The sequence below is a fragment of the Mesorhizobium sp. M1D.F.Ca.ET.043.01.1.1 genome, from assembly GCF_003952385.1.
Classification (GTDB): Bacteria; Pseudomonadota; Alphaproteobacteria; order Rhizobiales; family Rhizobiaceae; genus Mesorhizobium.
This window is the reverse complement of record NZ_CP034444.1, coordinates 2,291,351-2,303,703: the sequence shown is the minus strand read 5'-3', so window position 1 is coordinate 2,303,703 and position 12,353 is coordinate 2,291,351. Positions and strand designations below refer to the sequence as shown.

19 protein-coding genes are annotated in these 12,353 nt (G+C 59.8%); 11 read left to right on the top strand and 8 right to left on the bottom strand.

Translation table 11 applies throughout. The features are described 5' to 3' along the window. Positions 1–102: 102 nt before the first annotated feature. The gene (locus EJ067_RS11350) at positions 103–744 is read right to left on the bottom strand and encodes an XRE family transcriptional regulator (protein WP_126079076.1); all 642 of its coding nucleotides are present in this window, start codon (positions 742–744) and stop codon (positions 103–105) included. A 47-nt stretch (positions 745–791) separates the two neighbouring features. Here EJ067_RS11350 and EJ067_RS11345 point away from each other — a divergent pair, with 47 nt between their 5' ends. The 7 genes from EJ067_RS11345 (at position 792) to EJ067_RS11325 (ending at position 3,640) form a co-directional block, all read left to right on the top strand. Then, entirely contained in the window at positions 792–1,388 is a 597-nt protein-coding gene (locus tag EJ067_RS11345; protein WP_126079075.1) for a PLP-dependent transferase, read from the top strand. Between the two features lie 2 nt (positions 1,389–1,390). Beyond that, positions 1,391–1,627 carry a hypothetical protein gene (locus EJ067_RS11340; protein WP_126079074.1) on the top strand — a complete coding sequence of 79 codons (237 nt, stop codon included), beginning with the start codon at positions 1,391–1,393 and terminating at the stop codon, positions 1,625–1,627. Between the two features lie 249 nt (positions 1,628–1,876). After that, entirely contained in the window at positions 1,877–2,539 is a 663-nt protein-coding gene (locus tag EJ067_RS11335) for a VOC family protein (protein WP_210211694.1), read from the top strand. Between the two features lie 88 nt (positions 2,540–2,627). Beyond that, positions 2,628–2,918 carry a hypothetical protein gene (locus EJ067_RS34950; protein WP_210211640.1) on the top strand — a complete coding sequence of 97 codons (291 nt, stop codon included), beginning with the start codon at positions 2,628–2,630 and terminating at the stop codon, positions 2,916–2,918. Beyond that, positions 2,915–3,088, top strand: coding sequence for a hypothetical protein (locus tag EJ067_RS34945; RefSeq protein ID WP_210211639.1), 174 nt, complete (start codon positions 2,915–2,917; stop codon positions 3,086–3,088). Before EJ067_RS34950 ends, EJ067_RS34945 begins: the two co-directional genes overlap by 4 nt. A 46-nt stretch (positions 3,089–3,134) precedes the next feature. Then, positions 3,135–3,326, top strand: a complete 192-nt coding sequence (locus tag EJ067_RS34940) for a hypothetical protein (RefSeq protein ID WP_210211638.1) — start codon at positions 3,135–3,137, stop codon at positions 3,324–3,326. An 11-nt stretch (positions 3,327–3,337) separates the two neighbouring features. Then, positions 3,338–3,640 (top strand): hypothetical protein, encoded by a 303-nt coding sequence (locus EJ067_RS11325; RefSeq protein WP_210211637.1) that lies wholly within the window; start codon positions 3,338–3,340, stop codon positions 3,638–3,640. An 817-nt stretch (positions 3,641–4,457) separates the two neighbouring features. On the opposite strand, the gene EJ067_RS11320 is transcribed toward EJ067_RS11325, so the two are convergent. Beyond that, positions 4,458–4,967 (bottom strand): hypothetical protein, encoded by a 510-nt coding sequence (locus EJ067_RS11320; protein WP_126079073.1) that lies wholly within the window; start codon positions 4,965–4,967, stop codon positions 4,458–4,460. A gap of 117 nt (positions 4,968–5,084) precedes the next feature. Between EJ067_RS11320 and EJ067_RS11315 the strand changes: the two genes are divergently transcribed. Then, positions 5,085–6,323: a Shedu immune nuclease family protein gene (locus EJ067_RS11315; protein ID WP_210211636.1), complete on the top strand. Its 1,239-nt coding sequence runs from the start codon at positions 5,085–5,087 to the stop codon at positions 6,321–6,323. Positions 6,324–6,446: 123 nt separating this feature from the next. Beyond that, a complete protein-coding gene (locus EJ067_RS11310) occupies positions 6,447–7,199 on the top strand; it encodes a helix-turn-helix transcriptional regulator (RefSeq protein ID WP_126079072.1) in 753 nt (250 codons plus the stop codon). Here EJ067_RS11310 and EJ067_RS11305 read toward each other — a convergent pair. Beyond that, positions 7,196–8,074 (bottom strand): TIR domain-containing protein, encoded by an 879-nt coding sequence (locus EJ067_RS11305; RefSeq protein ID WP_126083528.1) that lies wholly within the window; start codon positions 8,072–8,074, stop codon positions 7,196–7,198. The two genes, EJ067_RS11310 and EJ067_RS11305, sit on opposite strands and share 4 nt — an antisense overlap. A 314-nt stretch (positions 8,075–8,388) precedes the next feature. Here EJ067_RS11305 and EJ067_RS34935 point away from each other — a divergent pair, with 314 nt between their 5' ends. Continuing rightward, positions 8,389–8,835: an NYN domain-containing protein gene (locus tag EJ067_RS34935; protein WP_210211635.1), complete on the top strand. Its 447-nt coding sequence runs from the start codon at positions 8,389–8,391 to the stop codon at positions 8,833–8,835. Positions 8,836–9,321: 486 nt separating this feature from the next. Here the strand turns inward: EJ067_RS34935 and EJ067_RS11295 are convergent, their stop codons facing one another. The 4 genes from EJ067_RS11295 to EJ067_RS11280 all read right to left on the bottom strand — a co-directional run bounded on the left by EJ067_RS11295 (position 9,322) and on the right by EJ067_RS11280 (position 11,136). After that, the gene (locus EJ067_RS11295) at positions 9,322–9,831 is read right to left on the bottom strand and encodes a hypothetical protein (RefSeq protein WP_126079071.1); all 510 of its coding nucleotides are present in this window, start codon (positions 9,829–9,831) and stop codon (positions 9,322–9,324) included. 16 nt (positions 9,832–9,847) lie between these two features. Continuing rightward, positions 9,848–10,084, bottom strand: a complete 237-nt coding sequence (locus EJ067_RS11290; protein WP_126079070.1) for a hypothetical protein — start codon at positions 10,082–10,084, stop codon at positions 9,848–9,850. A gap of 13 nt (positions 10,085–10,097) precedes the next feature. Next, entirely contained in the window at positions 10,098–10,625 is a 528-nt protein-coding gene (locus EJ067_RS11285) for a hypothetical protein (RefSeq protein ID WP_126079069.1), read from the bottom strand. 124 nt (positions 10,626–10,749) lie between these two features. Further along, positions 10,750–11,136, bottom strand: coding sequence for a hypothetical protein (locus EJ067_RS11280; RefSeq protein ID WP_126079068.1), 387 nt, complete (start codon positions 11,134–11,136; stop codon positions 10,750–10,752). Between the two features lie 158 nt (positions 11,137–11,294). On the opposite strand from EJ067_RS11280, the gene EJ067_RS11275 reads away from it, so the two are divergent. Further along, complete coding sequence (locus tag EJ067_RS11275) at positions 11,295–11,474, top strand: hypothetical protein (protein WP_126079067.1); 180 nt, start codon at positions 11,295–11,297, stop codon at positions 11,472–11,474. A 134-nt stretch (positions 11,475–11,608) separates the two neighbouring features. On the opposite strand, the gene EJ067_RS11270 is transcribed toward EJ067_RS11275, so the two are convergent. After that, on the bottom strand, positions 11,609–12,346 hold the full coding sequence (locus tag EJ067_RS11270; RefSeq protein ID WP_126079066.1) for an ATP-binding protein: 738 nt from the start codon (positions 12,344–12,346) through the stop codon (positions 11,609–11,611). Positions 12,347–12,353: the final 7 nt, after the last annotated feature.

Sequence of the window (12,353 nt, the reverse complement as noted above, 5' to 3'; positions counted from 1 at the left end):
CAGTGTGCGCGTTGGCGCCGAAGCTAATTAAAGTGGGAAGGCGGGTGCGCTGCGGCGCGCGACAGCGTGGGTTGGTCACAAGCTACGGCTCCTCGCGAAGGCCTAGTCATCACCCAATCCAACAATCCAGTCGCGCTTGCGAGCGAGTCGCTGCCCGCCGCGCTCCAGGACAGCCATCGTGAAGCGTGTCCAGACATCGGCCGTGCCGATGTAGGAATGCGGCTGGTCGGTGATGAGGTGGGCGCTTTCGCCTTCCGCCAAGACGGTCGACTCTCTCCCCACGACGATGGTGAGAGCGCCGGCGGTCACTGTCACCAGCTCCCGCGTGTCGGGGCTGTGGGCGTCGGCATGGAATTCGTCGCCGGGTGCCAAGACCCACGACCAGAGTTCAAACATGGTGCGACCCGACGTAGAGGCCTGCAACTGAGCGCTACTGCCAGCGGGGCTCGTCCAAAGTGTTTTCGTGACAGTACGCTCAATACGCTTGTCGGCTTCTCCTCTCGGCGCATCGTTGATCAAGTCGCCTACGGACAGGGAGAACGCGGCCGCCAGCCTGCAAAGGATGCCTATGCTGGGGTTGGCCTTCCCCTTTTCGAGCGCCACCACCGTTCCCTTTGAAAGGCCGGTCAGCTTGGCAACCCCATCAAGCGTCAGGTCCTGATCGCGGCGCAGGTTGCGCAGCTTGGTGGCAATCGCCTGCCCCAGCTCCTGCTCGCGATCCGGTATGAATGACATCTCGGTCATTATATTGACTTTAGCAGTCGTGCGGGCTACCGTCAGCAACTCCGGCACTGCAGCGCCCGCTCGATCTGGGCGCCGACGCGGTCGTCCATTCCGCGACCAAATACATCGGCGGCCACTCGGACATGATGGCCGGCATCGTTGTGGTGCCCGCTTCATCTCCCCTTGAGCGGCCCCTGCAGATGATCCAGAAGCACAAGGGCAGCGTTGCCGCGCCGTTCGACTGCTGGCTGGCACTGCGCGGGCTGCAGACGCTGCCGGTGAGGATGCGCGCGCACTGCGACGCCGCGCTTCAGGTTGCTGAAGCCCTGTCGAAGTCACCCCAGGTCGAGCAGGTACTTTACCCGGGACTTGCCGGTGATCCCGGCCATGCGCTTGCCGCCCGGCAGATGAGCGCATTCGGCGGCATGTTGTCCTTTATCGTGAAGGGCGGCGAGCCGGCCGCGATGTGTGCGGCCGCTCGCCTGAAACTGGTAGTGCGCGCCACCAGCCTCGGCGGCACGCACTCCCTGATCGAGCACAGAGCGTCGGTCGAAGGACCCGAGTCGATGGCGCCAGGTGGCCTACTGCGCATGTCGGTCGGGCTTGAGGATGTCCAGGACATCATCGATGATCTGATGCAGGCGCTCGTCGGTCCGGCGAGTTGAGCATGCAACACCTTCTGGTCTGGGCCGCCCATATCGTCGCTGCGGGCAGTCCCGGCCCAAGCGCCATGAGGATCATGGGCGTCGCAATGCGGCAGGGCCGTCAGGCCGGCCTCGCCATGTCTGCCGGCGTCGCGACCGGCTCGATCTTCTGGGTTAATGGCAGATACCGGTATCTCGGCTCTGCTGTTCAATTTGCCCACGCTCTCATTTTGCTGAAATCTTTGGCGGCCTTTATCTGATCTACCTCGCGGTCAAGGCGGGTAGGGCGGCGCTGACGACCGTTTGCCCGGACGCACTCGATCCCAAGGCCGAGGGTCACAAGAGCGATCATGCGAGGATTGCTGAGGTGCATGAACAGGCCACGATTGGTCGGATTGCTCTGACCGTGAACGACTGGATGTCGTTGCGGCGTTTATGAAGACGTCATCGGCCCAGCCCCGATTGGTCGTGACGGCGAATCCGCGCTTCTGGGCGTGAACGGCCTGCCATTGGTCGAACTGCGCAAAGACATGGCGGCACAACGCCGCCCCACCGAAGCGGGGCTGTTTCACACGGCCTTCCTACTGCGTTCGCGCCGCGATCTTAGTCTTTGGACACGGCACATTCGGCAAGCCGGTGTGCAGCTTGATGGCGCGTCGGACCCTCTTGTCAGTGAGGCGCTTTATCTCAATGACCCGGAAGGGAACGGGATCGAAGTGTACGTCGATCGGCCTCGGTCCGACTGGATCCGCCATGGTGACGAGATCGAGATGGCCACGTTGCCGCTGGATCTCTCCGACCTCGCCAAAGTTTCGGGGGATTGGGCGGGTGCGCCGGACGGAACAGTGATCGGCCACGTGCATCTGCGGGTGGGTGATGTCGAGACGGCGGATGCCTTCATGACCGGGACGCTCGGCTTGACGCGAACGGCCCGCTTGCCATCGGCGGGTTGGTACGGTTCGGGCGGCTACCACCACCACCTTGCCGGCAATGTCTGGCACTCCCGTGGCGCCAAACAGCGCAGTCCAGGCTCGGCAGGACTCGCCGAGATCGAACTCCTCGTGCAGCCGCATACCCTGCCTGTAGGTGTGATCGAGGACCCGTGGGGCACGATATTCACCATCTCCGCAGCCCAAACCCTCACCCTTTTGAACCCAACCCAGCCCAACTGAAAGGATTGATAATGACCCCGAAGGAAACCGTACTGAGCGCTGAACCGCGCTCTTCACCAAGTTTGATCCGGCGGCGGCAAGCCAGCTGTTGAAGGAAGATTACATCCAGCACAATCCCGGTGTGCCGACAGGGGCGGCTCCAATTCTCAGCTTCCTGCCTGTGCTCAAGGACGCCGGACTGACCGTGAAGACCCATCGTGTCCTGTCGGAAGGGGACCTGGTGGCCGTGCATTCGACCTATGACAATGCGCAGGCCTTTGGCGGCCAGACCATGGTGGCGTTCGACGTGTTCCGGTCGAGGACAACAAAGTCGCCGAGCAGTGGGACAATTTGCAGGCCGCGGTCCCTGCATCGAAGACAGCCAATGGCAATTCGATGACGGACGGCGCGACCGAAATCCAGGATATCGAAAGGACCGCCGAGAACCGTGCGCTGGTTGAAGCCTTCGTCAATGACGTCCTGCTTGGCGCCGCGCCACAGAAGATCACCGACTATATCTCGACCACGACCTACACCCAGCACAATTCGATGGTGGGGCAATGGGCTTGACGGTCTCGGTGCCGCACTCAAGGCGATAGCGGAAGCCGGGCAGGCTTTGGCCTACACCAAGCGGCACCTGATCGTGGCGGAGGGCAATTTTGTCTTCACCGCGTCGGAAGGCAAGCCGGGTGACACACCGACAGCCTTCTTTGACCTCTTCCGCGTCGAGGGCGGCAAGATCGTCGAACATTGGGATACGATTGCCGCTATCCCGACCGAGATGGCGCATGGCAACGGCAAGTTCTGAGGACGGATGCCATGAAATCTATCCTTTTAGCCAGTCTCATCCTCTTTTCCTCCATGACAGGTGCAGTGATGGCCCAAGACAAGGGTGTCGTAGAAATCGTGACGATGAATTTGAAAGACGGCGTCTCGGTCGAGGCCTTCGCCCCAGTCGACAAGGCCATCGAGGATCAGCATGTCAGCAACCCGGCTTCGTTTCGCTTGAGACGGCCGTCAGCGGGCGCAAGTGGCTCGTCGTCGTGCATTGGAAGTCGGTCGATGCCGCGCAGGCTTCGATGGACAGCTTCGCCAAGGCACCGGCTGCGGCCAAATTCATGAGCATGATAGACGCATCCTCAATGACGATGACGCGTTACGAGGCGAACCGATAAGCGACCAAACCGGGTGGTGAGCCCACACGAAAACCGGATTATCATCGACAAAGCACAGGCTCGGGCCGCTCCTGTTGGTGCCGAGGCGATGAGTGCGGCCGGGTCTTGAGATGCGCTGCCTGGCAACACGGTACCGTGCAAGCTCGGACACATGAGTGACGCTCTCGGCTCGATCGCGGCAGTCTCGATATGTTGATGAGGTGTCGGTTGTTTGTCGCCGGGGATGGCTGCTCGTCGATATGCGGCGGCTCAATAGCCACCCGTCTGCTCCCGGCCTCAAAGCCGTCACCACACCGTTCCACAAATCAGACGCCGACTGCGGGTTCTCGTAAGTTTTCATCCTCTCTTCATTGCGACCTCCGCTCGAATTGCGCGTGCACAACAATGGGTGTCTCGATCCGCAATGGTGCAAACGTGATCGAAGTTCCATTCTGAGGACGAGTAGAGCGTTACCGCCAATACATCTCTAGAACCGAGTTCATCCGTTGACCGGACTTCGCAAGCAGGCCCGACAGGTTCAAAATCCCGTCCCCGCAACCAATTTTGTCATAAATCAAGATTACCGTCCCGGTCTAACCGGGGCGGTTTTTGCGTTTGGAAGGGCGCGCAATCGCTGATATCTACGGTCGGTGCGCGGCTGTGGCCGGCAGCTAGTCGGCGCCTCGCGATAACGCGCGCGGGCATGCTCCTGCAAGTTCTCTGCCTCGAGGGAGTTCGAGCACAGTCTCATCGAAGTTCGCACCTCTCAGGCGATGCTGGCGATCTCAGCCCTCAAGCAGCGCACCGTGCCTGTCGAGCGTCTTCATCAGGGCAGCGTTCGCTGTGGCGAAGTTACCGACCTGGCCGGCGAGTTGGTACTGCCACTTCACGCCATGGAAGAGGTTGTTGCGGTAACGGAAGATGATGATCAGCACCGCGGCGACGCGGTTGCGTGGGTCGTTGTCGCTGCCGTCGACCACAGCCAGGACCAGCGGCTCCTGATCGTTCCTGCGCACATGCAAATGGCCGAAGTGATCGGTGAAGGCGCCACTGTCGAAGTAGCGCTGTCGGAAGTAGGCGAGCTCCGGGTCCAGTGATGTCGCGTCGAGCGTGCTGTCCTTTTGCCAGCCATCGACCAGATCGCAGATGGCTCGGGCACTTCCTTCGCTGTTGAGAAGGCGCGACTCGAACAAAGCCCAGAGCAGCGAAAAGTCGGAGATGGCGTCCACCTCCTCGTTCGAGAGGTGATTGAAGCCGTGCGCTTTGGCGCGAAGCCAGTGGGTGACGTCGGTCATGCCATCCCTGTATCTGAATGTCGGTACCGCTGGTAGGTAGCATTGTGGTGTCTTCGTTCCAGACGGAAATGACGGCGCGATAGACTGACCTGCAGAGGAAGAATCGGGCGAGTCTGGGTGACACGGGAACTCGAGGCAGCGGGCAAGGTGATGCTGGGCCGAGTGTTCTTCTTGCGCACATCCGACCTCGTGGCGGGGATGGCGCACGGCGTGACGCATGACGATGAGGCGGACGAAGACGAGCGCCCGCTCTATCGGTTTCGATTCGCGACTACGAAACACAGATATCACCGCATTCCCGGGCGGATCCTTGGGATCGACAGGGATGTGCTGATCGTCGCGAAGGGGATCGCGCTGGACCGGAAAGTGTTTGTCGCCGAGCGCAACATCAGCATCTTTCGGCGCATTGCAAAGCTGAGGCCCGGCAGCGAAATCGTCGTTGGCGGCGACCGGGCCGACAGCATCGCTGTCGAGGCCTTCGGCGAACTGCTCGAGAGGTTCCCGAACAGCACCGAGGTCGACCGCTATGCCGCGGCGCGCGTGGAAACCATCCTCGGCGAATTCTTCGACGGCACGACCAGCGCGCGCGATCACTACGAAAGCTACCTGAATCGCCGGAACGCCGGTACGCGCGGCCGCGCCTTGCGACGGGATGAGCTGCTTCGCGCCGAGATCGACAAGTTCGTCTATCTGCGCGCGACGCTATTCTCCTGGCTCACCAGGGCGGCTAGCTACTCCGAGAAGGAGTGGCAGAAGATGGTTGTCGGCGTCATCCTGCTGCTGTTCCCGAAGTATGTGGCGGTGTTGGAGAATATCCGGATCACCGACTTCTATTCGACCCCGGGCAAGCGAAAGAACCGATACGTCGACTTGTGCGTGGTCGACACCAACGGCAATATCGACGTCATCGAGATCAAGAAGCCTTTTGACGACATTCTCCTGAGCAGAGGCCTCTATCGCGGCAACAGCGTTCCAGCGAAGGAGCTGTCAGGCACCATCATGCAGGCCGAGAAGTACCTGTTCCACCTATCCAAATGGGGCGTTGAGGGGGAGCGCGAATTGTCGAAGCGATACGGGTCAGCGCTCCCCGCCGACCTCCAGATTCGGGTGACCAATCCCAAGGCGCTGCTTCTGCTCGGCCGCGATCGCCGAACGGATGGCACAGGCGCGCTCACCGAGAACCAATCGTTCGACCTAGAGGTCATCAAGCGGAAGTATGCGAATATGATGGACATCGTCACCTACGACGATTTGCTCCGCCGCCTCGACAGAATCATCGACTCGCTGACGGCGCGCGCAGGCTCGGCCAAACTGAGGCAACGCGCTGACAAGCGCGTCACTGAACGGCGGGATTGAACCGAACAGGTGTGCGCGGTCGGCGGGGATGGGTCGGAAGCTGATGCGTGGTGAAGGGCGTTTCGACCTCTTTTGCTCGGCGGAGTTGAGGCATGTTCGTGGGCACGAAAGGAGACTTCGTTCATGAATGCCTCGGAACTTCTCGCTAAGATCAAGGAACTGCCCAACAAGCCGGTGGATGTGCCCACGCCGCCGGCTATCGAGCTCGTCGCCATGGTGGTACGCTGGGGCCGCCATCTCAAGCAGTGGAAGGCCGCCACGCTTGCCGACTTCGCGCGTGTCTCGCTGTCGACGGTCGAGCGCGTCGAACGCGCGGAGAAGGTCAGCGTAGAAGCGCTCGACCGCATCGCCCAGGCGCTCGGCCACGAGCCGGGCGCGTTCACCACGCCGCGCCTCCCTATCGGCCCGGACAAGGCGGCGGAACGCCTCGTCGAGAGGTATGGCCATCTCGAACCGGTGGAAGTGTCGCCGATGAAGACGCACAAGGCCATCCGCGATGCCGCTAAGTGCGACGCCTACCTCATCCACCGTCCCGGCGTGTCCGACACCTATCACGACGACATCGCTAGTCTTGGCGAATGGCTCGACCTCGCCTCGTTCATCCTCTCCGACCTCGGCGAGGAGCCATTGTCGTCGGGGCGTGGGCGGCGCCAGCTCTACAACGACATTCTAAGCGCGGTGTCCGAACTGGAGCGCCATGGACTGACGGTCTTGTCCGGTGTCATGGCCGCGCCCCAGCCGGGCATGCCCGACTGGAAGGTCGCCATTGTCTCGGTGACGCCACGCCTCACCGATCCCGGCGCGCCGAAGCGTCGCTACGTCATGGTCGACCGCCGGGCGGTTGCCGTGACGCCGGGCTGGCTCATCGACGATTAGGGAATGAGTGCGAGGCGCTCGGTGATGAACTGGGCGATGTCGGCGGGTTTGAAACGTCGCGCGTCGACGTAGCCGTCGGTGCGGAGCACGCCATCGACGGAACCGTCGTCGACGCGCACGTACATGATGCGCTGTTCGTCCCGAGCCATGATGATTTCGCGGATCGCGCGGAACTCAACGCCGCACCAATCCTTGCGCTGATAGTCGGCGCCGATGAACACGACGATGAGCTTGGAGCGGTTGCGATAGATGTCCTGCAACAGGGTGTCGAGCGACGGCCGGGCAAGCTGGGAGACGTAGTTGTTGTCGTAGAAATAGGCGTTCGGGCCGAGACGCGCCTCAAGCTCGCGGGCCACCTGCTCAACCAGCCCGCGGGCTTCGCCTGGAAACGAGAGGCCAACATCGAAATGATGCTGGGTGATGTCGACGGCGCGGCTAGCCTGCCGCGTCCACGAGGGCAGGACGATGCCCCGCGCAGCGTGCAGCTCTTTCGGCAGGTTGACATCCTTGATCGCCCAATGCGTGCGATTCATCTCCCATTTTCCGATATCGAGCTCGAAGGCGAGGACGTCGAAGTCGGCCGCCGTCAGGAAGGGCTGGACCGGGATGAACTCGTATTCGATCCGCACTTGGCCGCGCCGCACAGTCACCTCGCGGATTAGCCCGAACTTTGGATCGAGCTGACAGGCATCTTCGTAGGCGAAGATGGTGGGCAGCCGCGTCAGTTCGGTCAGCGCGGTCCCGTCGAGTTTACCGAACCTCTCGGCAATCTTCTGATCGGTGTATTCGTGCTGGCTGACGCAACGCGATAGGTCGAAGGTGCAGGGCGCCCCTTGCCATTCCTCTTCCCAGCCGGATACCAGAAGGTTGTACATCGCGTCGTCCTTGGGAATATCGAGCGGGCCTATAGCACGCATGAAGCTGCGCGTACGAGACGTCAGCCAATTCGGGTTCGAGTCGATAGACCGCTACATCGCGAGTCCCTCGATGAAGCACTCTTCTGCTATCGGCGACGCTCTGCATAGCCCGCAATGTCGCCGAAGATCGATCGAAATTAGGTGGCATGACCCCATGGTGTCGATAGGCCAACTGCCCCTCACGGCGCACCCGAGGGTGCTGCTTGAACCGTCGTGCGCACATCGCACATAGATGCTATCAATGAAGATGCGCAGGGAGGGCGAACAATCGAATGGAAAATGAGGACAGGTCGCGAACCACATCTGATCGGCGAATCGCCTTGCTCATCGATGCGGACAATGTGTCCCACGGCAAGATTGCAGCGATACTGGCAGAACTTTCAAAATATGGCACAGCTAATATCCGCCGCGCCTATGGCGATTGGGCAAACGCCCATCTCAGGAACTGGAAAGACAAGCTGCACAATTTTGCAATTCGGCCCATTCAACAGTTCAGCTATTCAGCCGGCAAAAACGCCACCGATATTGCGCTTGTGATCGATGCAATGGAACTTCTCTACACGGAGAAGCTTGACGCCTTCTGTTGGGCTTCCAGCGATGCCGATTTCACGCCACTAGATGCAGTTGAAAGCCAATGGACACGATGTCTACGGATTTGGGGAACGCAAAACGCCCACACCGTTTGTGAATGCCTGCACGACTTTCCTCTATCTCGATAGCCTGGACGATGCTGAGCAACCGACGACTCCTGTAGCCCCCGACGAGGGACCAAAGACCAAAGCGAGGTCAGCGGCCAGATCTAAAACACCGGCTGAAAAGCCCGCCGACAAGCGAACCGGCAGGCCTCTATCGCAAGATACGACCCTCGTGACGATCCTGCGCGGCGCTGTGGAAGCCACGGCCCAAGACGATGGATGGGCAGCTATGTCATCGGCAGGAAGCGCAGCGAAACGGCAGGCGCCAATCGACCCACGAAACTATGGAGTGAAGAACTTCCCTGCACTCTTCGCGGCGACTGGCCTCTTCGACATAATGAAAATGGAGAGTGGGCAGAGCTATGTCGCGGACAAGCGGAACAAGGACCGCTTACCACAGCCGAGCCGATAGGGGTAAGAAATCCATCATTGCCGTTGATGGCAAAGGTGAGCCACTTAGTTCTGCGCAACATCAGAAAATGCGACTTCAATTCCTCTTTCTGGGAATATCTACGCGTGGCTCGCTGGTGGATGTGGACGCCGTCGTAGTTTCTTAAGAGGCGGCCGCAGCCGATGTTCCATGCGCATGTATGGTGCGAAAACATCGGAGCCTTCATAATAGAACTGGGTGATTTCCTGCACTAGCCGCAAATGGTCATCGATATGCGCCTTGCGCTCCTCACCCTCGGTCTCCTGCATCATCGCTGAGGCAGCGCCGAATTTGATGAACCGCTCCCACATTTTGTCGAGGTAGTCGCGCACGTCCTTGCCGAACAGAAACTCCGCAGAGTTCATGGCGGTGAGCAAATCAATCTCGGCCTCGCGGCTGGTGCGCCCGTGTGTGTTGACGAACGAAACGGCCTTCCGTGCTAGCTCATAAACTGCCAGCCGACGCTCAAAGAGTTCGAGCACCAGTTTACTGTGAGCGGTTCGCCACTGCCGATAAGCGATGAAGCCAACGGTCAAAGCGATCGTCGGCGTGAGCAGAGCCTGAAGATATTGGATCCAGATCGGAAGCATGGCGCGCTCGGAAGCATCAAACGATGTTGGCGGCGACTTGAAACGCCGTGCCCAGGACGATGAGGATCAACCCACCTCGTCCGTACTTTTGGTAGCGCCCTTCTAACTCTACTTCAGCCTCATCGATCTCGTGAGTGATGAGATGGGTGACGCCTCCAGTTCGGACTTTGTAGGGCATCCCGTAGCGGAAAAGGACAACAACGCCGATGAGGGAAAAGGCCAGGCCAAGGATGTTGAGCGTTGCTGCCATCATCTTTGCTCCATTGTCATTCTTGAAGCTCCTTCCATGCCCGATCAAGGCCGCTCGGCGATCGAAGGTCGTACGCGCTGCGTAGCCGGCCGGCGAGTTTCAGCGCTTCTAGCCCACGCTCTTTCGCAGTCGCATGGTAATCGAACGGGTTTCGCTCCCACACATGCGCATAGTTGGCGAGAGATTCGGAGATCTTGGTGATGTTGGAGAAGGACAGCACATCGTTGGCGAGTTGGGGCGCCAAGGCCTTCCAATCCACGTCATTCGGGAAGTCTGGAGCCGGCGGCAGGGAACCGTTGGTGATATCTTGGTGCATCTGAAACTCGCCATGCCCCATAATGAAGACATGCCAGCAGTCGACCGCGTACCGCTCCAGTTCTGTGGCGCAGCGCATCGCGCCATAGCGTGCGGCGTTCCTTTTGCTCCACCAAGTCTTGAACAGATCCACACACCAGGAGGCGGCCGCCGTCACCAGGCCGGTCGCGACGATCGCGGTGACGATGTCCTTTGAGGTCCAAATGCTCTCGACCGGCGTGGCGACCATTATTTAAGCTCCTTGCGCCCGGAATGTTTCACGGGAAGTTCACCGAAACAAGACTGCCGGTTGGCACCTTGCACCCCTTTGCGGCCGGTCTTCGCTCCGCAAGGAGAATGGCCGCGACCTTCAGTCATGGGATGGCTTTTACGGCGCCCACGTGGAGAAAGCCGGCTGCTAGCAGCCCGCATCCAATAATGAAGCACAACAACGATAGTGTGACCGTGACAAAGCCGGCATACATCAGCTTGTTCGAGACGATTAGATGCGAATGGCTGTTCTCCCGTTCGCTTTTGTCGACGTAGCGCGTGGACATGAATGCAACCAACCATGTTGCCGATGCGAAGAAAACACCGGCCGCCCAGGCGATCATCGCTCGGCCCGCCTGGTCCGCTAGCCCTTGCTCGATGAGCTTGGCCGCCTGCGTCAACAAGGACGCAGCTGCTGCCCCGTTGACCAACAGCGCGGCCTTGATACCTTCCTTTGCGTATTCCTGGGAGATAGTGCGATAATCGGCCATGGTTATGTTCAACCTTGCTAATTTGGGCGATCTTTTAAACGGGAGGTTTGGACTGTGCAAATACCGCAACACGCTTTCGAAGACTTCATGCATGATGTCTACATCGCACGGGTGAAATACAAAGAGACACTGAAGAGCGTTCAGTCGGGCTGATACCCATGATCATGGGTATCGGCCTCTCGTGCTTCGCAATGGCATTCGTGCTGTTTGCCGCCGATCCGCTCGACTTCCATCCGGACCCGTTCCTGCAGGCGTTGGTCTGGCTGGGCCTTGGCGCTTGGTGCCTCGCTACAGCTTGGCGGCAACGCAACTGGCGTCCGCCACCAGACGAGCGCTGACCTCATCCCTACTGCAAACGCCTTCATTGCTGATCTGGTGGAACTTCGGGCTCGGCCATTACCGATGGCCAGCTGGCTTGGACGTTGATTTAATGCAGGGCAGATTGCGTGGGTGTCGTACTGGTCTCAAACGCTCACGGCGTGTCTGAGCGGTTTAGATTCGATGGGAGAAGTTTGATCTTGGCCGGATTAATGACTGGCCTAATGTCGAAGCAGCGCGAAATGCCTTTACTCGTCGCCGTCCGCCAAGCGAACTGAAGATCATTGCGAGTGACAGCTCGTCGTGCACTAAAGAGTTCTTCGATGGCATTGCCGCGCCTATTTATTTCGAGGACTAGGTCTCTGACTTCGCGTACTGTCATTCTTACGCTCCGTTCACCTCTTCGCGTATAGAACTGGCCATCAGAAGCAAGCCTGTGTGGCCCGATGGACGAACGCCCAACGCGCAGAATCACGACGCCAGCATCGCCATCCAAAGGCAATGCTCGCGCGGCAACCAGTGGCAGGCGGGGCTCAATGACGTCTTCACACGAGTCAGCGAGCCGTTTTGCAAGATCCTCACACCGGGGCACGGGAGATATTGCTCGTGCTCGCCTGGGTTCATCATCGGTCTCGTCAATACCGAGAATCAATGTGCCGCGTTCGGCGTTGGCAAAGGCGATGAGCTCCGCAAGTATCTTGTCTCGGGCGTAGTCCCCCACCCGGTCGCCCCGCGTAACCCAGCGGTCAGCCTCTTCTGTCTGCCCTTTCACGCGCAAGAATGGCAGATCTTTCTTGAACTCAAGGTCGTAGGTCTCGCGAACCTGATGAGCACAGATCTGCTCCAGGTCGGAAACTACAACCTCATCGAGAGATTTTTGCAGGATGCTCATGGTGCAG

Coding starts and splice junctions, on each gene's coding strand:
- EJ067_RS11290 (WP_126079070.1), bottom strand. CDS start 10,084: ATGATGGCAGCAACGCTCAACATCCTTGGCCTGGCCTTTTCCCTCATC.
- EJ067_RS11275 (WP_126079067.1), top strand. CDS start 11,295: ATGATCATGGGTATCGGCCTCTCGTGCTTCGCAATGGCATTCGTGCTG.
- EJ067_RS11295 (WP_126079071.1), bottom strand. CDS start 9,831: ATGCTTCCGATCTGGATCCAATATCTTCAGGCTCTGCTCACGCCGACG.
- EJ067_RS11270 (WP_126079066.1), bottom strand. CDS start 12,346: ATGAGCATCCTGCAAAAATCTCTCGATGAGGTTGTAGTTTCCGACCTG.
- EJ067_RS11305 (WP_126083528.1), bottom strand. CDS start 8,074: ATGTACAACCTTCTGGTATCCGGCTGGGAAGAGGAATGGCAAGGGGCG.
- EJ067_RS11340 (WP_126079074.1), top strand. CDS start 1,391: ATGCAACACCTTCTGGTCTGGGCCGCCCATATCGTCGCTGCGGGCAGT.
- EJ067_RS11350 (WP_126079076.1), bottom strand. CDS start 744: ATGACCGAGATGTCATTCATACCGGATCGCGAGCAGGAGCTGGGGCAG.
- EJ067_RS11325 (WP_210211637.1), top strand. CDS start 3,338: ATGAAATCTATCCTTTTAGCCAGTCTCATCCTCTTTTCCTCCATGACA.
- EJ067_RS34935 (WP_210211635.1), top strand. CDS start 8,389: ATGGAAAATGAGGACAGGTCGCGAACCACATCTGATCGGCGAATCGCC.
- EJ067_RS11310 (WP_126079072.1), top strand. CDS start 6,447: ATGAATGCCTCGGAACTTCTCGCTAAGATCAAGGAACTGCCCAACAAG.
- EJ067_RS34945 (WP_210211639.1), top strand. CDS start 2,915: ATGACGGACGGCGCGACCGAAATCCAGGATATCGAAAGGACCGCCGAG.
- EJ067_RS11280 (WP_126079068.1), bottom strand. CDS start 11,136: ATGGCCGATTATCGCACTATCTCCCAGGAATACGCAAAGGAAGGTATC.
- EJ067_RS11285 (WP_126079069.1), bottom strand. CDS start 10,625: ATGGTCGCCACGCCGGTCGAGAGCATTTGGACCTCAAAGGACATCGTC.
- EJ067_RS11320 (WP_126079073.1), bottom strand. CDS start 4,967: ATGACCGACGTCACCCACTGGCTTCGCGCCAAAGCGCACGGCTTCAAT.